Source organism: uncultured Polaribacter sp. (assembly GCF_947495205.1).
Taxonomy (GTDB): domain Bacteria; phylum Bacteroidota; class Bacteroidia; order Flavobacteriales; family Flavobacteriaceae; genus Polaribacter.
Window position 1 is genome coordinate 92302 of the sequence record NZ_CANLXV010000008.1, and the last position, 24800, is coordinate 117101.

Below are 24800 nucleotides of genomic sequence, written 5' to 3' on the forward strand. Positions count from 1 at the left end.
AAAACAAACCATTATTTTGATTCCAAAAAAAAAATCTAAAAATTTACTATTAATATTTACTAGAAATCCAGAATTAGGAAAAGCAAAAACACGTTTGGCGAAAACGGTTGGAGATTATACCGCTTTAGAAATCTATAAATTTTTATTAGAAAGAACCAAAACTATTTCTTCGGAAGTAAAAATTGCTGATAAAGCGGTTTACTATTCTGTTAAAATTAGAGAGCATGATATTTGGGATGCAAGCATATTTCAAAAACATCAACAAATTGGAGAAGATTTAGGAATTAGAATGAAAAATGCTTTTAAAAACGGTTTTGATGCTGGTTACCAAAAAGTAATGATTATTGGAAGTGATTTATACGATTTATCATCAAAAAACATAGAAAAAGCTTTTGAAGAATTAGATACAAATGATGTAGTTATTGGACCTGCAGAAGATGGTGGTTATTATCTTTTAGGGATGAATACCTTACAAGAAAACGTTTTTAAAAACAAAGATTGGGGCACAGAAACTGTTAGAAAAGACACTTTAAATGATTTAATTGATAAAAAAGTGAAATTATTAGAAATAAAAAACGACATAGATGTATATGAGGATATTATACAAATCCCAGAAATTATGCAAACATTTATAAACTCTAAATAATTAATCATGAAAACAACATTACTCTCTTTATTCTTAGTATTTCTAAGTACTTTTATAACTGCCCAATGCACAGAAAATGCAGGTAATTTTGGGAACAACACTTCTATAGCATCTTACAATGTTTCTGGTGACATCTCTGTAACTTTAAACACAAATAAAACAATAACTATAGATTTTGCTAGCAATTACCAAACTGCTTTTGGACCAGATGTAAGATTGTATTTAATAAAATCTGAAGGAAGATCTGTTGCTCAATTAAAAAACTTAAACCCAAGAAGTGTAGAAAATATTTCTTTTGGTTTGGTAGGTTTTTCAGGACCATTAAGCTACACTGCAAATGTTCCAGATAACATTGACATTACAAAATACGACACTGTTTTCTTTTTCTGTCTACAATTTAATCAGTTTTGGGATTTTGGAAAATACAGCCCATTTACAACTAGCAATTGCACGGTTTTAGATGTAAATTCTTTTTCAGTTGATAAAGTTGCGATATATCCAAACCCAGCAAAAAACCAAATACAAATTTTAAATATTGATAATATTTCTGCAGAAATTCGTATTTTTAATGTTTTAGGAAAACAAGTATTACAGCAAAAAAATATAAGCGCAAATTCTGTAGACATTTCAAATTTAGAAAGCGGTGTTTATTTGCTTAATATTTCTGCGGAAGGAAAATCAAAAACTCAAAAACTAGTTGTACAATAAATTGATTTCTACTTGTTTTCACTAAAATAAAGATGAATGTATAAAATTTAGTTTGCAACCTTTCTTTACTACAAAATGAAACAAAAACAATTACAAGAAACAATAGACTTTTTAAAATTAAAAGGAATTTTAAACCCTGAAATTGGTATTGTTTTAGGAACAGGCTTAGGAAAACTAGTAGATGAAATAGCTATTAAAAAAGAAATTCCGTACAAGGAGATTCCAAATTTCCCAACAGCAACTGTAGAGTTTCATTCTGGTAAATTAATTTATGGAGAATTGTCTGGTAAAACGGTTGTTGTAATGTCTGGTCGTTTTCATTTGTACGAAGGTTACAATGCTTGGCAAGTTACCTATGGCATAAGAACAATGCATGGTTTAGGCATTAAAAATTTATTAATTTCTAATGCTGCAGGTGCCATTAATTTAAATTATACAAAAGGAGATTTAATGTTAATTGAAGATCATATCAATTTACAAGGTACTTCTCCGCTTGCTTTTAATGGAGCCAATACTTTTGGTAATATTTTTGCAGATATGTTAGAGCCTTACTCCAAAACAATAAACGCAAAATTAAACACCATAGCTAAAGCGCAAAACATAAAATTACACAATGGTGTTTATGCAAGTGTTTTAGGTCCACAATTAGAAACTAGGGCAGAATATAGAATGTTACAAATATTAGAAACAGATGCTGTTGGTATGAGCACTGTGCCAGAAGTTATTGTAGCCAAACAATTAAACTTGCCTTGTGCTGCTATTTCTGTTTTAACAGATGAATGTGATCCTAAAAATTTACAACCTGTAGATATTGCAGAAATTATAGCGATTGCTGGTGCTGCAGAACCTAAGATGATTGCCCTTTTTAAAGAAGTGATAAAAGTTTTATAAAAAGATGAATAAATATTTAGAAATTATAAGAAATTCCTATACCGATTACTGGAATTATCTCAAAAACTCGGTTTTATTAGAACTGAATTGGGAGAATTATTTTTATGGTTTAATTATAATTTCTTTTGTGGTTTGGGGTTTAGAAATTGTTTTTCCTTGGCGCAAAAACCAATCTTGGTTTCGAAAAGATTTTTGGCTAGACACATTTTATATGTTTTTTAATTTCTTTTTGTTGAATTTAATTGTGCTCATTGCTCTATCTAATTCTGCAGCTGCTATTTTTAATGATGTATTAGGTTTGGTTGGCTTATCTATTAGTAGTTTTCAGCTAATTGCGTTAAACGAACTTTCTTTTCCTTTAAGAATATTTATCTTTTTTATTGTGTTAGATTTTACACAATGGTGGACTCACAGATTACTGCATAATTATACTTTTTTATGGAATTTTCACAAAGTACACCACTCTGTAAAAGAAATGGGGTTTGCTGCACACTTGCGTTATCATTGGATGGAACCTGTAGTTTATAATTCTTTAAAATACATACCGTTAGCTATAATTGGAGGTTTTTCTGCAAAAGATGTAGCCTTTGTACATTTTTTTAATATTACTATTGGCCACTTAAATCATGCGAATATTAATTGGGATTATGGTTGGTTAAAATATATTTTTAACAATCCTAAAATGCACATTTGGCATCATGCCAAAGAGCTACCAAAAGACCGTAAAAAAGGCGTAAATTTTGGAATTACTTTAAGTGTTTGGGATTATTTATTTAAAACCAATTATATACCTTATTCTGGTAGAGATATAGAATTGGGTTTTAGCGATGATGCTGAATTTCCTAAAGATTTTATACAACAAGAATTGTATCCTTTTAGTAAAAAAAAGTAACTTAATATACGGTAATCGCTAAATTTCTGATAATTCTTAGCCGTTTTAAAGAAGTGTAACTATTTGTTGCCTTTACTACTTTATTGTTATTCAAATAGCAAAATAGGCATTAATTTCTCCCTTTTTCATTGGGATATAAATCTGGTAAGTTGGCACTTTGAAAATATGCTTTTGTATCTATATTCATAGCTGTAATTTTTCCTTTAAAAGCGGCGCCTGTATCTACATTCCAAATATTTGCTGCATTCATAGGTTCTGTTTCGCCAAAGTTTGTAGTTGGTGTATGACCTATATAAATTTCTTTATAATGTCTTAGTCTTTTAGGATAAGTTTGGTAAGTTGAATCTATGTTTTTATCCATTACTAAAGCCATTTCCCACAACGTTCTATCTGTACAAAATTTATGTGTGTAGGTTTCTTTTTCTACACCATGCATAGAGGTAAAACCTGCATGTAAAAACAGTCTGTTTTTAGCATCTAAAAAATACATTTTTGTGTTTTGAAAAAAAGTAAGGTGTTTCTGTTTCTCTGCTGTAGAAAAACTACCATAACTCTCTATGGTTTCTTTACCACCATGCATAAACCAAGTTGGGTTTACATCATTGGCATCTTTTAACCAATTTTCGCACCAAACATCATGATTTCCTTTAATAAAAACACAGTTTATTTTTTCTGATAAATCTATTAAAAATTGAATAACTTGTGCAGACTCACTCCAACCATCTACATAGTCTCCCATAAAAATTAGCGTATCTTTTTCTGTAACTTCTATTTGGTTTAAAACTTGTAAGAGTGCTTTTAAACCTCCATGAATGTCGCCAATTGCAAATGTTCTCATTATAGTATTTTTAAGAGAACAAAGCTATATGTTTTTAAAGAGACAAAAAATAATTTGTAGCACTATTTGTGAATAAATAAGCGTTTGCGTTAGGGATAGAACGGTTTGTTTGAGCTCTTTTTTCTTTTTCAGAAAAAAAGCGAGTAGTGATAGCCCGTTAAAACGCCCAAATAAAATTTTAATTAAAAGTATTGGCCTACTCCAAAAACAATACCTCCGTTTGCATTGTTATTTTTATCTAATACCTTAAAACCATAATCTATTCTAAAGGTGGCATTGTAGATTTTTTTACTAATGAAACGAAGTCCAAAGCCAGAAAAAATTCTGAGATTTTCTGATTTTAGTATATCATTTAATTGGCCTCCTGGATTTCTCCAAGAGCCAAAATCTGTAAAAATATTGGTTTGTATGGCAAGCCATTTTTTATCGTAAACGGTGTGTCTGTATTCTGTATTTAAGACAAAAGTGCCTGTGCCCCTGTCTATTAAAATACCAACACCACGTAGGTTTACGTTATTATCTAAGGCAAATGGCGCAAAAGGTGTATCATCATTAGAGGCCAAACCTAAACGGACTCTGTTGGCCCAGTTTCCTTTTTTGCCGACTCTTTTGTAATAGAAAAAATCGTTCCAAGCAATTAGAAATTCATCTTGAAAATTATTTTCTGTAAATACATATTGCGCGTAAAGTGTACTTTTAAATCCGCTAACGTATTGATAGAAATAATTTAAGTTGTTGTAAGAATAGACCAACTTTAAAAGTGTTTTATCTAAATTTAAATTTTGTGGTATATTAGGGCTGGTAGCTCCTGTTAAATAACGGTACTTTTCTGAGAAAAAATTAATTCCAAAATCTAAATTTTGTTTTAAATTGATTTGATACAATCCTAAAACCTCATAAGATACATTGTTATATAAATAATTAGCTGTACCGTTTTCTATATACAATGGCTCTTTACTTTTCCAGTCTAAAAAGTTTAAAGCTAAACCCCATTTCTTAGAAAAAAAACTGGGTGCGTTAAAATTTAATCCGTACGAATTGAAGGCATTTTTTTGATAAAAACCACCAAAAGTGATGTTTCTTCCAAGAAAATTATAGTCATATAAACCAACTTTATATGCAAATTGTTGATTAGTGGTTGTCCAGAAATTAAATTCTGGTATAATTGTAAAGTTTTCTTCTAACAGAATTTCTACATTGTAATTTTTGACATTATCAAAAACTTTAAATGTAGCATTTCTAATGGCAGGTAATCGTTTTAAAAAGGTAACATCTTCTTTTAAAAGTATAGAATCTAAAATTGTGCCTTCTTTACAGGTTAGTATTTTTTTTAGGTAATCTATCTTTATTTTTTCTGCGCCACTTATGGTAAGTTTCCCAATTTTTTTATGCTGAGCAAAAAAAATACTTATTGAAAATAAACTGTAAAAGAAAAATAATTTTGTTTTCATTGAAAAATATTACTCTGCGATAAAGGTATGTTGAATAATTAAATTTACCCAATTATCTGTACTTAAACCAAATAAGGAAATTTGGTATTCTTGATCTAGAATTAAATTAGGCGGCGTTTCTGTATGAATTTTATTTCCAATAATATTATTCTCATTATAATATTGAAACATTTTTTCTTCTGTAAATGTGCCTGACAATAAAATATTGGGATCTGTTGTAAAAATTTGAAGGTACTTTTGGTTTTCTGCAAACGTACCATCTGCCCAAGTAAATTTTGGTTGTAACCTTTCTGTTGTATTTATATCAATTTCGGTGGTCCAGTCTGTTGGTTTACTTAAATTCTTGGTTTTAATAGGTTTAGAAATGTATAATTTATCTTCTGTTGAATAAGTTACTAAACACCAAACTTCATCTGAAGAATTATTGGTAAATCGTCTAAACTCATTACCTAAAACAACTGTACTATTTAAGTTTTTTCTTCTGTAATTAGAGAAATCTGTTGGATCTGCCAAGGTATTTTCTGTTTCATAATACCTAAAATCAAATGCATTTTCTACAGGTTGATAATATATTTGCGTAACAGCAGGATTACCGTTTGCTGAGGCACCAAACGCAAGAACGTCTGCCAGCTCTTTGTCTGTATTTGTATTTACAAATTCTTGTAAATTTCTTGGTATAAATTCTTCTTCTATAATTAAATTCACCCAATTATCTTTACTAACACCCATCATGGTAAAGTTATATATATCATCTTCTTCTAGCGCTTGGGGTGTTTCTGTATTAATGTTTAAGACAACATTAGAAGTATCGTAATATTGAAAAAACTTATCTTCTGTATATGTACCAGAAATAAAATTATTTTCTTCATCTGATATTACTTGAAAATAAATAATATTTTCATCTATGCTGCCATCTTGCCAAGTAAAATTAGGTTCTGTAATACTTTTATAAGCAATATCAACTGCGCTGGTATATTCTGTTGTTTTACTTTGACTTTGTAATTTTATTGGCTCAGAAATTCTTAATTGTCCGGCAACAAAATAGGTTACTAAACACCAAGATTCCACAGCACTAGGACGTACAAATCTTGCTAATTTACCGCCAAAAACAGATTCGCTATTTAAACTTTGCCTTCTATAATTAGAAAAATTGTTTTTATCTAATTCTGGTGATGTTAACTCGTAATACCTCACATTTGTAGCCCCATCTTCTGGATAATAAAAAATATGCACCAAATTGGTATTTGCATTTGCATTAGCTGCGCAAGCAATAACTCCTGCTTCTTTTACATTTGCGTTTTGATCTATAAATTCTTGCAAATTTCTTGCTACAGTAACATCGTCATCTTGCGAGCAAGCTGATAGTATAACTATAGAAACCAAAAAAAGAAACAATTGTTTTATTTTCATTTATAATTTTAACGTTTAACAGTCATAAAAGGTAAAGAGGAATGGTTGGATAAATCTTCTGAGATACTTCCAGAAAAAATATGAGACAAACCTTTTCTACCATGTGTTGTGGTAATAATTAAATCTGCACCCACAACATTTGAAAAATCTAAAATACCACTTTCTATAGATCTTGCACAGACAAAGTTAACGTTAATTAAGCGGTCTGTATTGCCCTCTGCTTTTGTTAAAAAATTATGAGCCAAGGCATCCATCTCTGCAGTTGTTTTAAAGCTTTCGTTTGGCAAATTTACATATAATAGGTGTTTTTTAGCATTAAAAAACGTTAATAAAGCAAGTAATTGTTTAAAAGCTGGTATTGATTTTTCTGAAAAATCTGTTGCAAAAACAATATTTTTAAAATTAACATCTACCAATTGATTTTTAATTACTAAAATTGGTATTTCTGAAGAACGAATTACTTTTTCTGTGTTAGAACCTATAAAAAACTCTTTAAGTCCTGTTGCTCCATGAGAGCCCATAACAATAAGATCTGCCTTAATTTCTGTAGCTATAGTGTTAATTTCATTAAAGACTTTATAGTGTTTAATTAAAGGCGTAACTTTTATATTTTCTAAATAAGGTTTGTCTAAAAATTTTTCAATTTTTTGTTCTGCCAGTTTTAAATAAAAAACTGATTTTTCTTGCTGATAACTTGGGCTTTCTGAAAGGCTTATTTCCTGCAAATTTAACATATGCAATACAATTAGTGTTGCGTTTGATTTTTTTGCTAAAAGTGCAGCTGTTTTTAAGGCATTTTCTGAATGTTTAGAAAAATCTATAGGTACAATAATTTTTTTCATGATAATTTATGTTTTTAGTTCTTTTCAAAACTACCTTTAATTTTAATCTAAAAACAGGACATTTGTCATGTTTTATTTATTGGCTGTATAATTGTTGTAGTAATTTTTCTGCAGGTTTATTTTGTGGTGTAAACCTATTATTATTTTCGCCACCAACTTTATCGTGCCTATGAAACCATTTCCATATAAAACCGCCTGCAAACCAATCTTCTTGCCAAAATTGGTTGTGTATTGCTTGTAAAGCATCACTTTGGGCTTGTAAATTTATTTCGCCTTGCTTTCTATGTGCTTGCCAAGGTTCTTTTCCATTAAAATTGATACTTCTATACCCAAATTCTGTAAATAAAATGGGTTTCTTAAATTTTTGCTGAATGCGTTTAATTTCTTTTTTGTGCGTTTGCCAACCTATTTCATAATCTTTTATTGTTGGCGATTTTTTATCGCTTAAAGGAAAATAAGCATCAATTCCAATAAAATCTAATTGGTTCCAAAAAGTTACTCTTTTATACTCGTCCCAATTAGCAGCATAGGTAAGTTTGCCTTTATAAATGGCACGAATTTCTTTGATTAAATTTTGCCAATACAATGGTCTTTCTTTTACAAATTGTTCTAATTCTGTGCCAATACACAAAATTGCTGCATCTAAATCTGAGGCAACTTTGGCATACGTTAAAATATATTTCTTGTAAGATTTTTCTAAAAGCTGCCAATTTTCTTCTGTGGTTGGCTTTAAATTTCCAGTAAAACCACCTCTTCTTAACCACAAGTGAGGTTTTACCATAATTTTTACACCTGCTTTTTGAAACTCTTTGGCATATTGTAACAACCCGTTTTCGGTTTCGCCAAACCATTCTCTATGCGTATTAAATTCTATTTTGGGTGTTGCTATATCTCTAATATAACTATAAGGCATCAAAGCAACATAATTGCTTTGTGCCTTTAAAACTGGTGTAATATGTTTTGTATTTATAGAATCTCTAGACGCAACAAAACTAATACCATTAATTTTTTTAGTTTGGCTTTTACAAGAAATGCAAAGAGTTACTAAAAAAAATAAGAGGCCTTTATTTATTTTCATAAGACCTCTAAATTAATTCCTTTCCTAAAACAAGGCTCTTAAACCAATGTTAAAACTTTGTCCTAAACCAGTTGCTGTTCCTCTAATAAATTTACTATATAAAACCTCTAAATTGTATACATCTGTTAATTGATATTTTGCACCAAGTCCTAAACTTGTAAAATCTTGCTCAAAGGCTTCATCATTTAAACCTATACGCTGAAAATGTTGTACAAAACCTAATATTGTAGATTTGCTACTAGGAAAATAACTCATAAAAATTCCTGGTGCTAAAACAAACGTATCATTTGCAAAACTTTCTTCTTCACCAAAATTATATTCTGTATTTAACTCTGTAAACAACTGCCAATCGCCACTTGGCAATGTGTAATCATAAAAGAATCTATTTTGAAAGGTATATGCTGTTTGATCTAAAAATACACCGTTTACATCTGTTTCTTCACTAATAATTGGTATATGAAAGGCAGATTGTACAGAAAAATTACCAACACCTTTTAGTGGTTGCCATTTTAAAGCTGGTGCAAAAGAAGATAAACCATTTCTTGCTTGATTGTTGTCTGCAAAACTGAATACAGATGTTGCACTTTGCCCACCAACCGTATTAGATCTATACTCTAATAAAAGACCTATATTTAAACGATCACTATCAGAAACTCCTGTAAAAATATCTAGTGTAGATGTAAAAAAGTTACCTCTTGGTATGTCTTGCTTTGTTCCATTTGGACCAAATAAATCTTTAGTTTCTGTGTATAAATTATTAAAGAATTTAACATCCCATTGACCTTTAGCCATTAATTTAGAAGGTGTAAAAATTTGAATATTACTGGCTCCAGAATTATCATCTTCTTGATTATTGTCTTGAGCTACAGCTGTAAAACTTAAAACAAGAATTGATACATAAATTACTTTTGAAATTATATTTCTCATGATTAATTGATTTGTTATTATTAATTTTTCATCTAAGTCTTCCCAAGATAAACGAACTTACAAAAAATTTGAATAAATTTTATTTATAACGATTCTAAATGACATTGAATTAAAAATTAATTATTAAGTTATTAACTTTACCTTCGACTTATTGGTCAATAATCAATCACCTATGGAACATATCGTAATTATTGGTAATGGAATTTCTGGCGTTACCGCAGCAAGACATATTAGAAAAAACTCAGATAAAAGAATAACTATAGTATCTACAGAAACAGCATACTTTTTCTCCAGAACAGCACTCATGTATATTTATATGGGGCATATGAAATTTGAACATACACAACCTTATGAAAATTGGTTTTGGAAAAAAAACAAAATAGAACTAAAACAAGGTTTTGTAAGTGAAGTAGATACAAAAAATAAAGTATTACAGTTTTCTAACAAAGAAACCCTTTCATTTGACAAATTAATTATAGCAACAGGTTCTAAGCCCAATAAATTTGGTTGGCCAGGGCAAGATTTAGATGGTGTTATGGGTATGTATCATAAACAAGATTTGCAAAATTTAGAGAAATTTGCACCAAATAATAAAGCATGTAATAGAGCTGTAATTGTTGGTGGAGGTTTAATTGGTATTGAATTAGCAGAAATGCTAAGAAGTAGAAATATACCCGTTACTTTTTTAGTTAGAGAAAGCAGTTTTTGGAATGGTGTTTTACCTGCTCAAGAATCTGAAATGATTAACAAACATATTAAAGATCATCATATAGATTTACGTTTAGGCACAAATTTAAAAGAGATTAAAGCAGATGATAAAGGACGCGTAAAATCAATAGTAATTGAGGAAACTGGAGAAGAGATTCCTTGTAATGTAGTTGGTTTAACTGCTGGAGTTTCTCCAAATATAGATTTTCTAAAATCATCTAATATTGAGCTTGGTCGAGGTGTAAAAGTAAATCGATTTTTAGAAACTAACATCCCAGATATTTTTGCCATAGGTGATTGTGCAGAACAACATGAAGCTATTGGAAGAAGAAGAAATATAGAAGCCGTTTGGTATACAGGTAGAATGATGGGAGAAACATTAGCCCAAACTATTTGTGGTAATAAAACAGCATATAAACCAGGACACTGGTTTAATTCTGCCAAGTTTTTAGATATAGAATACCAAACTTATGGTTGGGTATTTAGTGAAAAAGGCAAAGCAGAAAATGAAATTTATTTTCAATGGCAACACCCAAAAGACTACAAATGTATTACAATTTCTTTTGATAAAAATAGCCGTAAATTTATTGGTATAAATACTTTTGGCATTCGAATGCGCCATGAAATATTTGACAAGTGGTTAACTGAAAACCAATCTATAGAACATGTTTTAGAACACTTGGCAGATGCAAATTTTGATCCAGAATTCTACAAACTACATGAAGGTGAAATTGTTGCAAAATTCAATAAGGAAAACAATACCAATATTCAATCAAAAAAGAAAAGTTGGAAACGTATTTTTTCTAAAGCTTAATACCACAACGCAGTCAAATTAAATAAAATACACATATTTTGAAAATTATAAAACATACAGGATTAGTTATCTTTTTACTAGGATTAACCCTATTTACAGGAACCATATTTACAGGTAATTTTTCTTTTACACAGCAAGAATTAGATAATTATATTACAGAAAAAGGCTATAAAAATGAAGTTATAAAAGAAGAACTTTCTAAAGCCATAGTTACAACAGAATCACTAAACATTTTTCAGTTTTCTAAAAAAGCTAGAAATGCATTTGCCAACGCAAATAACCATTACGATAAACTAATTGCAAAATACGATGCTGAAAAAAATTGGGATAAAAAAGGTGAACAATACCAGTACAAAATAAATGGAAAACCACATACATTAAGTTACGAAATTGCAAAAAAAGCAGGAAGTGGTTTTGTTAGAGAAAATGCAGGTTTACTTTGGTTTTTAACATTTGGCCTGGGTATTATTGGTGCCTTATTATTTATAATTCCTAACTTGGTTTTACTAGGAAAACCAGGTATAAAAAACGATGGAATTTACTTAGAATCTGCAACCAATAGAGGTTGGATTGCTTGGTTGGTTTTAGTTTACTTAGTTACTTTTTATCTAGTACTTTATTTTATGGCAGATTATGCTGTAAACTGGACGTTTATTTTAGATCCAATTAGTAAAGCTTTAAATGGCGGGCCAGCATCTCAATGGTTCGTATACGGTTTTTTATATTGTACAATTATGCTAACTATGGGTGTTAGAATGTTTATTAAATACAGACATAACAAATACCAAATTGTTAGAACAATTTCGGTTTTGTTCTTTCAAATAGTTTTTGCTTTTTTAATACCAGAAATTATGACTAGCTTAAATATGCCTGGTTACGATTTTAAAAATGCATTTCCTTTAGATTATGACTTCTTTTTTGATTGGAATATAGAAAGCCTTAAAAGCAGTGGTGGTATAGGAATATTTATTTTAGTTTGGGGTATTGTTTTAACCTTAATAATAGTGCCAGTAATGGTTTATTTCTTCGGAAAAAGATGGTATTGTTCTTGGGTTTGTGGTTGTGGTGGTTTAGCAGAAACTTTAGGAGACCCTTACAGACAACATTCTAATAAAAGTTTAAACGCATGGAAGTTAGAACGTTGGTTAATACATTCTGTTTTGGTATTTTCTTTAGTGATGACTTTGGTTACATTATATTGTTATTTCTCGGGAACAGAATCTTTATTAGGTATAAAATCGCAATGGATTAAAGATACTTACAGCTTTTTAATTGGTGCTTGGTTTGCTGGTGTAATTGGTACAGGCTTTTATCCAATTTTTGGTAACAGAGTTTGGTGTAGATTTGGCTGTCCTTTAGCTGCATATTTAGGTTTAGTTCAACGTTTTAAATCTCGTTTCAGAATTACCACTAATGGTGGCCAATGTATTTCTTGTGGAAACTGTTCTACATATTGTGAGCAAGGTATAGATGTTAGATCATATGCGCAAAAAGGAGAAAACATTGTACGTTCTAGTTGTGTAGGTTGTGGTGTTTGTTCTGCAGTTTGCCCTAGAGGAGTTTTAAAGTTAGAAAATGGACCAGAAGCAGGAAGAATTAATCCTACAGATGTTTTATTAGGTAATGATGTAAACTTAATGGACTTAGTAAATAATAAATAAACTTATCACTATACCCTTCCTAAAAAGGAAGGGTTTAAAACTAATTTTAAAATTGAATCCCATTAGTTCTATAACTCAAAAATTTAAAGTGATAAATTTCAAACAATTATATTTTATAATTCTTATTTTTTATCTAACATCAAATTTATCTGCCCAAAAAACATTCAAAAAAACGTACTACGATAGTGGTCAAATAAAAGAACAAGGTTGGCTTTTAAATAATGAAAAAACTGATTATTGGGAATTTTTTCACAAGAACGGAAACGTTAAAAAAGAAGGATGGTTTAAAAACAATTTACCCACAAAATATTGGTACTTTTACCGCCCAAACAAAACCATAGAAAAAGAAGGGCACTTTAAAAAAGGTTACAAAACAAATTGGTGGCTTTTTTATGATAACAATGGTGAAATAAACCATAAATGCCAATTAGAAAAAAATCAAAAAAACGGTTATTGTTTAATCTATGAAAAAAGAAAACTTGTTAAAGCATCCAAATACAAGAAAGGAGTAAAAATAAACGAGTGGAAAGATTTTTCTTCATTTAAAGAAGATAACAATCTAAACGAATTAAGATAAATGAAACCTATTATAAATGTAATAATTCCTGCTTATAACGAGCAAGATTCTATTGCCAATGTTATACATGACATTCCTAATTTTGTTGAAGAAATTATTGTAGTTAGTAATAACTCTACAGATTTTACAGAACAAAATGCAAAAAATGCTGGTGCTATTGTTTTATCAGAAAACAGAAAAGGCTACGGCTATGCTTGTTTAAAAGGGATGGATTACCTTGCACAAAAAGAAACAAAAACAGATATTGTTGTTTTTTTAGATGGCGATTATTCAGATTACCCAGAACAACTCGAAGAATTAGTAGCACCAATTATTAACAAAAATATAGATTTTGTAATTGGTGCACGTGTTAAAGAATTAAGAGAAATTGGTGCCATGACACCACAACAAATTTTTGGAAATTGGTTGGCTACCTTTTTAATGAAACTTTTTTTTAACGCTAAATTTACAGACTTAGGCCCTTTTAGAGCCATAAAATACAACAAACTTTTAGCACTACAAATGGAAGACAAAACTTACGGTTGGACGGTAGAAATGCAATTAAAAGCTTTAAAACATAAATTTACTTACACAGAAATACCTATGAAATACAGAAATAGAATTGGTGTCTCAAAAGTTTCAGGAACAGTAAAAGGTAGTATATTTGCCGGAATAAAAATCTTAAGTTGGATTTTTAAATATAGCTTTAAATAATGATTTTATCATACATCATCATTGTAATTTATTCGGTTTCGCTTTTGCTAATTTTTTTATATGCAATAGCGCAGTTAAACTTACTCATCAATTACATAAAATCAAAAAACAAGACAGATACTTCAGAAAAATTTGATTTTTCTAATCCAAAGGAAATACCATTTATAACCATACAATTACCTGTTTATAACGAGTTGTATGTAATGGAACGCTTGCTTAAAAATATTGGGAAATTAGAATATCCTAAAGATAAATTAGAAATTCAAGTTTTAGATGATTCTACAGATGAATCTGTTGAAACTACGGCTATAGAAATTAAAAAAATACAAGAAAAAGGCATAGATATTAGCCATATTAGAAGAACAAATAGACAAGGTTTTAAAGCAGGTGCTTTAAAAGAAGGTCTAAAAATTGCTAAAGGCGAATTTATTGCCATTTTTGATGCTGACTTTTTACCGCAGAAAGACTGGCTACAAAAAACGGTACCTTATTTTAAAAATGATAAAATTGGTGTAGTACAAACTAGGTGGGGCCATATCAACAGAAATTATTCTACACTTACAAAAATACAGGCTTTTGCTTTAGACGCACATTTTACGTTAGAGCAAGTTGGTAGAAATAGTCAAGGACATTTTATTAATTTTAATGGTACTGCAGGCATTTGGCGTAAAGAATGTATTTATGATGCTGGCAACTGGGAAGGAGATACACTTACAGAAGATTTAGATTTAAGTTACCGCGCACAACTAAAAAAATGGCAATTTAAGTATTTAGAAAATGTAGAAACACCTGCTGAATTGCCTGTAATTATTAGTGCTGCAAGATCACAACAATTTCGTTGGAATAAAGGTGGTGCAGAAAATTTTCAAAAAATGATGAAACGCGTTATCAAAAATGAGAATGTTTCTGTAAAAACAAAAATACACAGTTTACTGCATCTATTAAATAGTTCTATGTTTACTTGTATCTTTTTAGTAGCTGTTTTAAGCATACCTATGTTATACATAAAAAATGAATATGCACACTTAAAAATGTATTTTTTTGTAATGAGTTTTTTCGTTATTAGCTCTTTAATATTCTTTATTTGCTATTGGCATATGTATAAAAATATTTATGGAGGAGGCTTTAAAAACTTTATGAAGTATATTGGTGCATTTTTTACATTTTTCTCTATTGCTATGGGGTTTTCTTTACACAATACCATTGCTGTTTTAGAGGGGCATTTTGGTAAGAAAAGTGAATTTGTAAGAACGCCAAAATTTAATATAAAATCTATTAAAGATGGTTGGAAAAACAACAAATACATAAAGAAAAAACCTTCTATACACGTAGTTTTAGAAGGCCTGTTAGCCATCTATTTTATTTTTGGAATGTACAGTGCTTTTATAGTAGGTGACCAAGGTGGAGATTTTGGTTTATTCCCGTTTCACTTTATGCTTTTTATAGGATTTAGCTATGTGTTTGTAAAGTCGGTTTTTTCTAAAGCTTAATGGTTTTTTTAAAAAAATATAGTTCAGTATTAGCAGTAACTTTTAGTGTAATTCTGTATTTTTTCTTTGCGCACTTTTTAGATAGAACTCATTTTTACACCTTATGCTTCTTGTGGTTTTCTTTATTTGGGTGTTTTTATGTGTTGATAAAAAACAAAAAAACATCATTTAAAACCTTAGTAGCAATTGCTGTATTATTTAGACTGCTTTTTCTATTTTCCATACCTAATTTATCACAAGATTTTTACCGTTTTATTTGGGATGGAAGAATGCTTTTAAATGGATTAAATCCTTATTTATCTTTACCAGAAACCTTTATTCAGCAAAACTTAAAACCTGTTGCAGAAGCTAGCGTTTTGTATGATGGAATGGGAAAATTAAACGGAAGCCATTATACCAACTATCCACCATTAAATCAACTTTGCTTTTTTATTGCAGCGTTGTTTGCCCAAAAAAATATTTTAGGCGCTGTAATTGTTTTAAGAATATTAATAATATTAGCAGATCTTGGTATTTTATACTTTGGGAAAAAACTTTTAGAAAAACTAAATCTACCAATAAAAAATATATTTTGGTACATTTTAAACCCCTTTATTATTATAGAAATGACGGGGAATTTACATTTTGAACCTGTAATGCTATTTTTCTTAGTTTGGGGTCTTTACCAATTGCATCTACAAAAATGGATTTTTGCAGGCATCTTAATCGCTTTTTCGGTTTCAGTTAAACTAATTCCACTTTTGTTTTTACCTTTATTTTATCAATATTTTAATCAACATAAAAGTTCAAAAAAATGGTTACCTACTTTTAAAGGAATTAAAAATTTAAGTTTATTTTATGTTATAATTATAGGAACTACACTTCTACTCTTTTTACCATTTTACTCGCAAGAACTAATTGCAAATTATGCTAACTCTGTTGGTTTATGGTTTAGAAATTTTGAATTTAACGCTAGTTTTTACTATATTTTTAGAGAAATTGGGTATTGGTTTAGAGGTTATAATGAAATTGCAATCATTGGCAAAATTTCACCAATTTTAACCATACTATTCTTAATTTTCCTTACTTTTTTCAGAAAAAACATCACAACAATTTCTGTAATAACTGCAATGTTATTTGGCTTATGCTTTTATTATTTTACAGCCACAACTGTGCACCCTTGGTATTTGGCAACTCCTTTAATATTAAGTGTATTTACAAAATATAAATTTCCCTTAGTTTGGTCTTTGGTTATTATTTTATCTTACCAAGCTTACGCCAATAATCCTTGGAAAGAAAACTTAGCATTTGTGTTTTTAGAATACATATTACTCTTCTCTTTTTTAGGCTATGAAATCTACGCTAACTATTCTTTAAATAAAATTCAAAAAAAGCTTTAATAAGAATTTATATATTGAGATTTTTGTATTTTAGTAAACTAAAAGCCAACTGACCTCATGAAAAGACTTACCATAAAAGACATCGCAAAAGAGTTTGGTGTTTCTATTTCTACGGTTTCCAAAGCTCTTAACGACAGTTATGAAATTAGTGTAAGTACAAAAGAAAAAATACAGAAATACGCTAAAGAAAACAATTACAAGCCCAATTTTAATGCCCTAAGTTTAAAAAACAGAAAAACAAAAACTATTGGAATTATTATTCCTAGCATGTTAAATTATTTTTTCGCCCAAGTTTTTAACGGTGTAGAAAAGGTAGCAAACAAAAGAGGTTACAAAATAATTTCTTGTATTTCTAACGAATCTTATAAGAAGGAGGTAGAAACTATAGAAATGCTTTCTAATGGAAGTATTGATGGTTTTTTATTGTCTTTAGCTGAAGAAAGTGTGCTTAAAAACGATTTTAGTCATTTTGAAGACGTTATGGCAAACGGTACACCAATTGTAATGTTTGATAGGGTAGCAGAAGCTATACAATGTGACAAAGTTGTAACCGATGATTTTAAAGGCGCGGCTAAAACCGTAAAATATTTAGTAAAATCTGGTAGTAAAAATATTGCTTTTATTTCTACAATTAGCAACTTAAAAGTAGGTAAAAAAAGGCATCAAGGTTATTTAAAAGGTTTAGAGAAAGCAAACCTACCAATTAACAACAACTTAATTGTAAATATTTTAGATAACGATTACAAAAATTACGAAAGTATTTTAACACCCATTTTTAAGGCTAATAAAATTGATGCCGTTATTGCAACAGATGAATCTTCTGCAATAGCTGCTATGAAAGTTGCACAAAAACAAGGTCATAAAATACCAGAAAATTTCGCTGTAGTTTCCTTTTCAAACGGAATTTTAGCAAGGCACTCTAGCCCAAAAATGACTTCAGTAAGTCAACACGGAGAAAAAATGGGTGCAACAGCAGCCAAACTTTTAATTGACAGGTTAGAGCATAAAAGTAAAGAAACCATAGAAAACCAAACCATTATTATTAAAACAGATTTAGTGGAACGTAATTCTACAAAAAAATCTTTATAAATGAATTTAGAAAAAATAAAGTTGGTTGTTTCTGATATGGATGGAACATTACTAAACTCTAAAAACCAAATTAGCGATCGCTTTTTTACACTCTTTAAAAAACTACAAGACAAAAACATTACTTTTTGTGCCGCAAGCGGAAGACAACACAACAGCATTATAGACAAATTAGCACCTATTAAAAATGATATTTTTGTAATTGCAGAAAATGGTGGTATTGCAAAAAAAGGAGACGAAACTTTACTCGCCAACTTTTTAAACCCCAAAAAAGTATTGGAATTAATTCCTGTTTTAAGAAAAATAAAAGGTGCTAACATAGTATTATGCTGCAACAATAACGCTTATATTGAAAGTAAAGATCCTGAGTTTACAACACTTTTTCAAGAATATTACACCAGCTTTAAGCAAGTAGAAAATCTTTTAGAAATTGCTGAAAAAACACCTGTTTTTAAGATTGCTATTTATCATTTTAAATCTTCGGAAGAATATATTTATCCTGTTGTAGCAAAGTTTTCTAAAGAAATTTTAATAAAAATATCAGGTACCAATTGGTTAGATATATCTACAGAAAAGGCAAATAAAGGTAATGCCTTAAAAGAAATACAAAAAATACTAAATATTGGCAAAACAGAAACCATGGTTTTTGGAGACTACCATAATGACATAGAAATGATGCAAGAAGCTGACTTTAGTTTTGCCATGGAAAATGCACATAAAGACATTAAAAAAATTGCAAAATATACTACCAAAAGTAATAATGAATTTGGTGTAGAAAGTATCTTAGAGAAACTAGTTTAAGTTGCAGGTTTTGTGAAATCTTATAGCATATTAAATTCACTAATCTTACCACAATTTTTCAACAACAAAAATAAAAGCTACTTAAATCTTTATTAAAGAAGAACTAAACGCCAAAGGCAGAAAGCACTAATTTTCTAGCGCCACCATAATTTCTATGTTCGCATAAATAAATTCCTTGCCAAGTACCTAAATTTAACCTTCCGTTGGTAATTGGTATTTCAATTGAACAACCAAGAACAGATGCTTTTAAATGCGCTGGCATATCATCACTACCTTCATAAGTATGTATATAATAAGGTGCATTTTCTGGAATCATTTTGTTAAAATGACTTTCAAAATCTACACGAACACTTGGGTCTGCATCTTCATTTATGGTTAAACTTGCAGAAGTATGTTTTATAAAAACCTTAAAAAATCCTTTTTCTATTTTTTTTATTTCAGGAAACTTATCTAAAACAAAATTTGTAATGGAATGATAACCTCTTTTATAAGGCTGCAATTGTATTTCTTTTTGTTCGAAAATCATGTTTAATTCAATTTATATTTTTCGAAATTTAATAGCATTAAAATCTGTAGACTGCATTTCAAGAGCACATTATTGCTATTATTCATCATCAAAAGAAACCGTGCTTTGTCTCTCTCTATTTACATGTAATTTGGTAACATCTGGTCTAGAATAATGCCCAACACAATCAAAATTTTGCCTTTCTTCTAAAACACGATTAAAATCTAACGTTTCTATAATTAAACCTTCTTTATGTAAGACAGGTTTTATTAACCATTCTCCATCTGGTCCTGCAATACAAGAGCCTCCATTTGCCAAAACATCTGGTGCTTCTTTTAAAATTTTATCTAAATGTGGTGTATCTTCAGGAAAATCTGATTTTGCCATTAAACTAGAAACAGAAATTACAAAAGAACGCGATTCTCTTGCAATAAAACGTGTGATATCTTTAGTATTATAATCGCTCCCAGGCCACACAGCAATGTGCAAATTTTCTCCTAAACCATACAAAGCAGTTCTTGGCAGAGGCATCCAATTTTCCCAGCAGTTTAAACCACCAACTGTAAATTCTTTTAAAGGATGCACTTGCAAACCATTGCCATCTCCAGGTGCCCAAGTTAAGCGTTCGTCAAAAGTTGGTTGTAATTTTCTATGTACAGATTTTATTGCTCCGTTTTCATTTATATACACCAAACTTGCATAAATACTGTGTCCTCCTCTATTTTGAGCACGCTCCATAATGCCTAAATAAATGGCAATTTTATGTTCTTTTGCTAATTTACAAACAGCATCTAATTCACCTTTTTCAATAGTTATAGAATTACGTACATAATGTGCATGTATTTCTTTTTGGGTGGTAGAATTCCACTTTGCGCCATTAGTTAAGGCAATCCAAAACGGATATCCTGGTAATAACGCTTCACCAAAAACAATCAATTCGCAGTTTTCTTTTGCAGCGTCTTTTATAGATTTTTCAATTTTTTGCAGTGTTTTTTCTTTGTTTAACCAAACAGGAGAAATTTGTGCTAATGCTACTTTTAGGATATTGCTATTCATAATTTTAATCTATTAAAAATAGAGTTCTTAAAAACATTTCAAAAACTCAAAAGAGTACTTCTTATTTTCTATTTTAAAGGAAAACAATTAAACTTCAATACTAACCACCAAACCTTCATTACTCCTTACATTAAAAACAGTTTCGTCTTCAAAAATTAAATATTGGCCTTTAATACCTACCAAGTTTCCCTTAAAAGTGGGAGTTTTCTCTAAATTTAAACTTTTTGGCTTCTGTGGATATTTAGAAACCGGAAAATTCAAATTAGTTTCCGTATTATTTTCAATAAAATAAGCTTTTGCTTCTTCAGGAATAAATTCTTTCAATTTATCTCTCCATTCTAATAAATTAGCGTCTTCAATATCATTTTTTAGCATTTTACGCCAATTGGTTTTGTCTGCAACAAATTCTTTTAGAGCAACTTCTGTAATTCCTGCTAAATACCTATTGGGAACCTCTACAATTTCTATAGCTTCATGTGCTCCTTGATCTATCCACCTTGTAGGCACTTGTGTTTTTCTAGTAACCCCAACTTTTACATTACTAGAATTTGCCAAATACACAATATGTGGTTTTAATTGCACAGATTTTTCGTATGCTAAATCTCTATCTTCTTCACCTAAATGCGCTCTACTTAATTCTGGTTTCATAATCCAATCTCCAGCATTTGGTGTATCAAAAAAACAAGATTTACAAAAGCCTTGTCTGTAAATTTTCTTTTCTAAATGGCAGTTTAAACACTCATAAGTAACAAAATTCAAAGAAATTTCTTTATTTAATAACTGATTTACATTTAAAAAATCAGTTTTCATATCTAAATAATAGTTGATTTCTGCTCCATTTTCTGTCATCATTTTTTTTAAAACTCCTTGGTAAATCATCTTATAAATTTTAGTATTTTTATAAAAATATTTTCGCTATTGAATTACAAACGAAGATATCTATTATTTAAATTGAGATTGCTTTATCGCAAAAAAACGATTCGCAAAGACGCAAAACAAACTTACGAATTTCTATGGCTTTTCAAATTATCAATTCTATAATTTCTTGGTTTCTAAAGAAACGAAAACATCAAATTGAGTTGTTTTTAAAATACCCAAAAGATGTACAACAAGAATTATTATTAAAGCTATTAAATAAAGCTAAAAACACACAATTTGGAAAAGAACGAAATTTTTCATCTATAAAAAATCATGCAGATTTTATTAAAAAGGTGCCCATTCAAAAATATGAAACCTTTGCTCCTTTCATAGAAAAATGCAGAAAAGGCGAACAAAATATTTTTTGGCCATCAGACATTAAATGGTTTGCAAAATCTAGTGGAACCACAAATGCTAAAAGTAAATTTATACCTGTTTCTGATGATGCACTAGAATATTGTCACATGAAAGCGGGTAAAGATATGTTGTGTTTATACATTAATAACAACCCAAAAACCCAACTTTTTACAGGTAAAGGTTTGCGTTTGGGCGGTAGTTCTGAAGTATATAAAGATAATGGTTCTTATTTTGGTGATTTGTCTGCAATTATTATAGAAAATATGCCTTTTTGGGCAGATTTTAGTTCTGCTCCTAGCCAAGAAGTGGCTTTAATGAGCGATTGGGAAACCAAAATGGATGCCATAATAGATGAAACAATAGAAGAAAACATTACTAGTTTAGCAGGTGTACCAAGTTGGATGTTGGTTTTATTAAATCGGGTTTTAGAACGTACTGGAAAAGCTAACATTTTAGAAGTTTGGCCTAATTTAGAAGTTTATTTTCATGGCGGTGTAAATTTTAACCCATACAGAGAACAATACAAAAAAATTATACCGAATAAAGATTTTAAATATTACGAAATCTATAATGCTTCTGAAGGTTTTTTTGCAATTCAGGACAGAAATAATTCTAAAGAATTATTATTAATGCTAGATTATGGAATTTTCTATGAATTTATTCCAATGCACGAATATAAAGGAGAAAATTCTATTACAATTCCCATATCTGAAGTTAAAAAAGATACGGATTATGCCATAATTATTACTACCAATGCTGGTTTATGGCGTTATTTAATTGGGGATACTGTTCGTTTTACTTCTTTAGAACCTTACCGAATTAAAATTACAGGACGTACCAAACATTTTTTAAATGTTTTTGGTGAAGAATTAAATATAGAAAATGTAGAAGAAGCTTTAAGATTGGCTTGTGAAAAAACAAATGCTATTATTTTAGATTACACAGTAGGTCCTGTTTTTATGGAAGGTAAAGAAAAAGGTGGACATGAATGGATGATAGAATTTAAAGATAAACCAAAATCTTTAGGTTATTTTACAGAGGTTTTAGACAACGCTTTAAAATCTTTAAATTCTGATTATGAAGCTAAACGTTATTTAAATATAACTTTAATGCCTCCTAAAATACACCAAGCCAAAGAAGGTTTATTTTACAGTTGGCTAAAGAAAAACAACAAATTAGGTGGCCAACATAAAGTACCTAGATTGTCTAATACCAGAGATTTTTTAGAGGAATTACTTGTTTTGCAAAATTCTTAAAACTGGTTAAACCTCTCATTTATAAACATTAAAAAAATGAATTCTTTTTTTGAACAACATGCAACTTTTATAGCAGACAATCCTAAATTTATAGAAGATTTTCAAGGAATAATGCATTATGAACAACACCCAAAAAACACCATTTTACACGAAGCTGGTAAGGTTTGTGATTATATGTATCTTATAATTTCTGGTATTGCTCGTGTTTTTTATTTTATAGAAGATAAAGATGTTAGCTGTCACTTTGCTGCAGAGCAAGAAACTTTTACGGCAATAGATAGTTTTATCCAACGTAAAAAAAGCAAATATTTTGTAGAAGCTTTAGAAGATTTAGAGGTTTTTAAAATAGCACATTCAGATTTAGAAAACTTGTTTACTTCTACTCCAAAATACGAACGTTTTGGCCGTCTTTTTTTACAACAATTATATATTGATTTGGTAGAAAGGTTAGACAATTTGCAATTAAAAACGGCACAAGAACGTTACGAGATTCTGTTAGAAAAAAAGCCTTACTTAATTCAAAGAATTACCTCTAAACATATTGCTTCTTACTTAGGGGTAACTCCTGAAACACTTAGTAGAATAAAAAAATAATTTTTATTGATAATTGTCAAGTAGTAATTATTATAGGCAACATAAATTTGCTTAAAATTACTATTTGATGACAACTTATCAAGCACTACAAAAGTTTTACAAAGAAAACAACTTCCCTATAGACGGAGGTGAAAGCGATGCTTATTTTAATTTAAAATTTCAGTTTTTTACACTAAAACTTCCCAATTTTAAATTCAGGAAAGAGGTTATTTATATTCACGACATTCAGCATATTTTAAACAATTGCGACACTACTTGGAAAGGTGAAGCATTTATTGCTGGCTGGGAAATAGGCACAAAAATGTGGAAACACATTCCTATAGGTTTTATCAGTTTATGGGCAATGGGATTTTCTTTACTTAATCACCCAAAACAGCTTTTAAAAGGATACAAAACTGGTATTAACACTAAAAACATCTTAGACCTACAATTAAAAAAAGACACTCTTTTACAACTCCCTATTTCCGATTTAAAAACGGCCTTACAAAAAGAGCATGCCACACCTATGAATTGGTTGGTGTTTCTGTTTTGGTGTTTCACCAGTCTAATTGTTTTTCTATTTCCATTATTACTAATTATTACTTGCATCATTCTATTATGAAAAAAACACTCATAATTAACGGACACCCAGATAAAAAAAGTTTTTGTTACGCACTTCATAAAGCATACAAAAAAGGAGCTCTAAAAACCACTACAGAACTTAAAGAAATTTATGTAACAGATTTAGAGTTTAACCCCAATTTAGAGTTTGGTTACAGAAAACGGACAACATTAGAGCCCGATTTATTGGAGGCTCAAGAAAAAATAAAATGGGCAGACCATATTGTATGGATTTACCCTGTTTGGTGGGGCTCTTATCCTGCAATTTTAAAAGGTTTTATTGATCGTGTTTTTTTACCCGGTTTTGCTTTTAAAAAAAGAGACAATTCTCAATGGTGGGATAAATTTTTGACTGGTAAAACATCAAGAATAATTTCTACTTTAGACCAACCAACATGGTATTATAAACTGATAAATAAACAACCAAGCAATTGTGCTATTAAAAAACTGACTTTAAATTTTATTGGTATTAAAAAAGTAAACTTTACAACCATAGGCTCTTTAAGATTATCTAAAGACTCTTATAGAACAAATTGGTTACAAAAAGTAGAAAAATTAGGTGCTTTAAATAGGTAATTTAAGACTTATACTTCTCTATATTTTTGACTAATAATTATTACTT

Annotated in this window: 25 protein-coding genes; 16 read left to right on the forward strand and 9 right to left on the reverse strand. The window is 29.7% G+C overall.

Annotation, left to right across the window (positions count from 1 at the left end):
* Window positions 1-19 precede the first annotated feature (19 nt).
* From Q0762_RS09355 to Q0762_RS09370, 4 genes are all read left to right on the forward strand, one after another.
* Window positions 20-646 carry a TIGR04282 family arsenosugar biosynthesis glycosyltransferase gene (locus tag Q0762_RS09355; RefSeq protein WP_298766423.1) on the forward strand — a complete coding sequence of 209 codons (627 nt, stop codon included), beginning with the start codon at window positions 20-22 and terminating at the stop codon, window positions 644-646.
* A 6-nt stretch (window positions 647-652) separates the two neighbouring features.
* The gene (locus tag Q0762_RS09360; protein WP_298766299.1) at window positions 653-1354 is read left to right on the forward strand and encodes a DM13 domain-containing protein; all 702 of its coding nucleotides are present in this window, start codon (window positions 653-655) and stop codon (window positions 1352-1354) included.
* 75 nt (window positions 1355-1429) lie between these two features.
* Window positions 1430-2245 carry a purine-nucleoside phosphorylase gene (locus tag Q0762_RS09365; protein WP_298766300.1) on the forward strand — a complete coding sequence of 272 codons (816 nt, stop codon included), beginning with the start codon at window positions 1430-1432 and terminating at the stop codon, window positions 2243-2245.
* A 4-nt stretch (window positions 2246-2249) separates the two neighbouring features.
* Window positions 2250-3137, forward strand: a complete 888-nt coding sequence (locus tag Q0762_RS09370) for a sterol desaturase family protein (RefSeq protein WP_298766302.1) — start codon at window positions 2250-2252, stop codon at window positions 3135-3137.
* 109 nt (window positions 3138-3246) lie between these two features.
* On the opposite strand, the gene Q0762_RS09375 is transcribed toward Q0762_RS09370, so the two are convergent.
* The 6 genes from Q0762_RS09375 to Q0762_RS09400 form a co-directional block, all read right to left on the reverse strand.
* The gene (locus Q0762_RS09375) at window positions 3247-3975 is read right to left on the reverse strand and encodes a metallophosphoesterase family protein (RefSeq protein WP_298766304.1); all 729 of its coding nucleotides are present in this window, start codon (window positions 3973-3975) and stop codon (window positions 3247-3249) included.
* A gap of 182 nt (window positions 3976-4157) precedes the next feature.
* Window positions 4158-5426, reverse strand: coding sequence for an outer membrane protein assembly factor (locus Q0762_RS09380; protein WP_298766306.1), 1269 nt, complete (start codon window positions 5424-5426; stop codon window positions 4158-4160).
* A gap of 9 nt (window positions 5427-5435) precedes the next feature.
* Window positions 5436-6836: a hypothetical protein gene (locus Q0762_RS09385; protein ID WP_298766307.1), complete on the reverse strand. Its 1401-nt coding sequence runs from the start codon at window positions 6834-6836 to the stop codon at window positions 5436-5438.
* Between the two features lie 8 nt (window positions 6837-6844).
* Window positions 6845-7678, reverse strand: coding sequence for a universal stress protein (locus Q0762_RS09390; protein ID WP_298766309.1), 834 nt, complete (start codon window positions 7676-7678; stop codon window positions 6845-6847).
* A 76-nt stretch (window positions 7679-7754) separates the two neighbouring features.
* Window positions 7755-8756, reverse strand: coding sequence for a glycoside hydrolase (locus tag Q0762_RS09395; protein ID WP_298766311.1), 1002 nt, complete (start codon window positions 8754-8756; stop codon window positions 7755-7757).
* Window positions 8757-8780: 24 nt separating this feature from the next.
* Complete coding sequence (locus Q0762_RS09400) at window positions 8781-9683, reverse strand: hypothetical protein (protein WP_298766313.1); 903 nt, start codon at window positions 9681-9683, stop codon at window positions 8781-8783.
* Window positions 9684-9855: 172 nt separating this feature from the next.
* Here Q0762_RS09400 and Q0762_RS09405 point away from each other — a divergent pair, with 172 nt between their 5' ends.
* From Q0762_RS09405 to Q0762_RS09440, 8 genes are all read left to right on the forward strand, one after another.
* On the forward strand, window positions 9856-11205 hold the full coding sequence (locus Q0762_RS09405; RefSeq protein WP_298766315.1) for an FAD/NAD(P)-binding oxidoreductase: 1350 nt from the start codon (window positions 9856-9858) through the stop codon (window positions 11203-11205).
* Window positions 11206-11243: 38 nt separating this feature from the next.
* Entirely contained in the window at window positions 11244-12866 is a 1623-nt protein-coding gene (locus Q0762_RS09410; RefSeq protein ID WP_298766317.1) for a 4Fe-4S dicluster domain-containing protein, read from the forward strand.
* Window positions 12867-12954: 88 nt separating this feature from the next.
* Complete coding sequence (locus Q0762_RS09415) at window positions 12955-13443, forward strand: hypothetical protein (protein ID WP_298766319.1); 489 nt, start codon at window positions 12955-12957, stop codon at window positions 13441-13443.
* Complete coding sequence (locus tag Q0762_RS09420) at window positions 13444-14136, forward strand: glycosyltransferase family 2 protein (RefSeq protein ID WP_298766321.1); 693 nt, start codon at window positions 13444-13446, stop codon at window positions 14134-14136. It abuts the gene before it with no gap.
* Window positions 14136-15626, forward strand: a complete 1491-nt coding sequence (locus Q0762_RS09425) for a cellulose synthase family protein (protein WP_298766323.1) — start codon at window positions 14136-14138, stop codon at window positions 15624-15626. Before Q0762_RS09420 ends, Q0762_RS09425 begins: the two co-directional genes overlap by 1 nt.
* Window positions 15626-17005 carry a mannosyltransferase gene (locus tag Q0762_RS09430; protein ID WP_298766324.1) on the forward strand — a complete coding sequence of 460 codons (1380 nt, stop codon included), beginning with the start codon at window positions 15626-15628 and terminating at the stop codon, window positions 17003-17005. The genes Q0762_RS09425 and Q0762_RS09430 overlap by 1 nt, the downstream gene beginning before the upstream one ends.
* A 57-nt stretch (window positions 17006-17062) precedes the next feature.
* Entirely contained in the window at window positions 17063-18094 is a 1032-nt protein-coding gene (locus Q0762_RS09435) for a LacI family DNA-binding transcriptional regulator (RefSeq protein ID WP_298766326.1), read from the forward strand.
* Window positions 18095-18892, forward strand: a complete 798-nt coding sequence (locus tag Q0762_RS09440) for an HAD family hydrolase (RefSeq protein WP_298766328.1) — start codon at window positions 18095-18097, stop codon at window positions 18890-18892. It begins immediately after the preceding gene.
* Between the two features lie 103 nt (window positions 18893-18995).
* On the opposite strand, the gene Q0762_RS09445 is transcribed toward Q0762_RS09440, so the two are convergent.
* The 3 genes from Q0762_RS09445 to Q0762_RS09455 all read right to left on the reverse strand — a co-directional run bounded on the left by Q0762_RS09445 (window position 18996) and on the right by Q0762_RS09455 (window position 21332).
* A complete protein-coding gene (locus Q0762_RS09445) occupies window positions 18996-19418 on the reverse strand; it encodes a secondary thiamine-phosphate synthase enzyme YjbQ (protein ID WP_298766330.1) in 423 nt (140 codons plus the stop codon).
* Between the two features lie 78 nt (window positions 19419-19496).
* Window positions 19497-20453, reverse strand: coding sequence for a carbon-nitrogen hydrolase family protein (locus Q0762_RS09450; RefSeq protein ID WP_298766332.1), 957 nt, complete (start codon window positions 20451-20453; stop codon window positions 19497-19499).
* 87 nt (window positions 20454-20540) lie between these two features.
* Window positions 20541-21332, reverse strand: a complete 792-nt coding sequence (locus Q0762_RS09455) for a DUF2797 domain-containing protein (protein ID WP_298766334.1) — start codon at window positions 21330-21332, stop codon at window positions 20541-20543.
* A 134-nt stretch (window positions 21333-21466) separates the two neighbouring features.
* Here Q0762_RS09455 and Q0762_RS09460 point away from each other — a divergent pair, with 134 nt between their 5' ends.
* From Q0762_RS09460 to Q0762_RS09475, 4 genes are all read left to right on the forward strand, one after another.
* Window positions 21467-22984: a GH3 auxin-responsive promoter family protein gene (locus Q0762_RS09460; RefSeq protein ID WP_298766336.1), complete on the forward strand. Its 1518-nt coding sequence runs from the start codon at window positions 21467-21469 to the stop codon at window positions 22982-22984.
* A 36-nt stretch (window positions 22985-23020) separates the two neighbouring features.
* Complete coding sequence (locus Q0762_RS09465) at window positions 23021-23578, forward strand: Crp/Fnr family transcriptional regulator (protein WP_298766337.1); 558 nt, start codon at window positions 23021-23023, stop codon at window positions 23576-23578.
* Window positions 23579-23645: 67 nt separating this feature from the next.
* The gene (locus Q0762_RS09470) at window positions 23646-24179 is read left to right on the forward strand and encodes a hypothetical protein (RefSeq protein ID WP_298766339.1); all 534 of its coding nucleotides are present in this window, start codon (window positions 23646-23648) and stop codon (window positions 24177-24179) included.
* Complete coding sequence (locus Q0762_RS09475; protein ID WP_298766340.1) at window positions 24176-24754, forward strand: NAD(P)H-dependent oxidoreductase; 579 nt, start codon at window positions 24176-24178, stop codon at window positions 24752-24754. The genes Q0762_RS09470 and Q0762_RS09475 overlap by 4 nt, the downstream gene beginning before the upstream one ends.
* The last annotated feature ends 46 nt before the right edge of the window (window positions 24755-24800 follow it).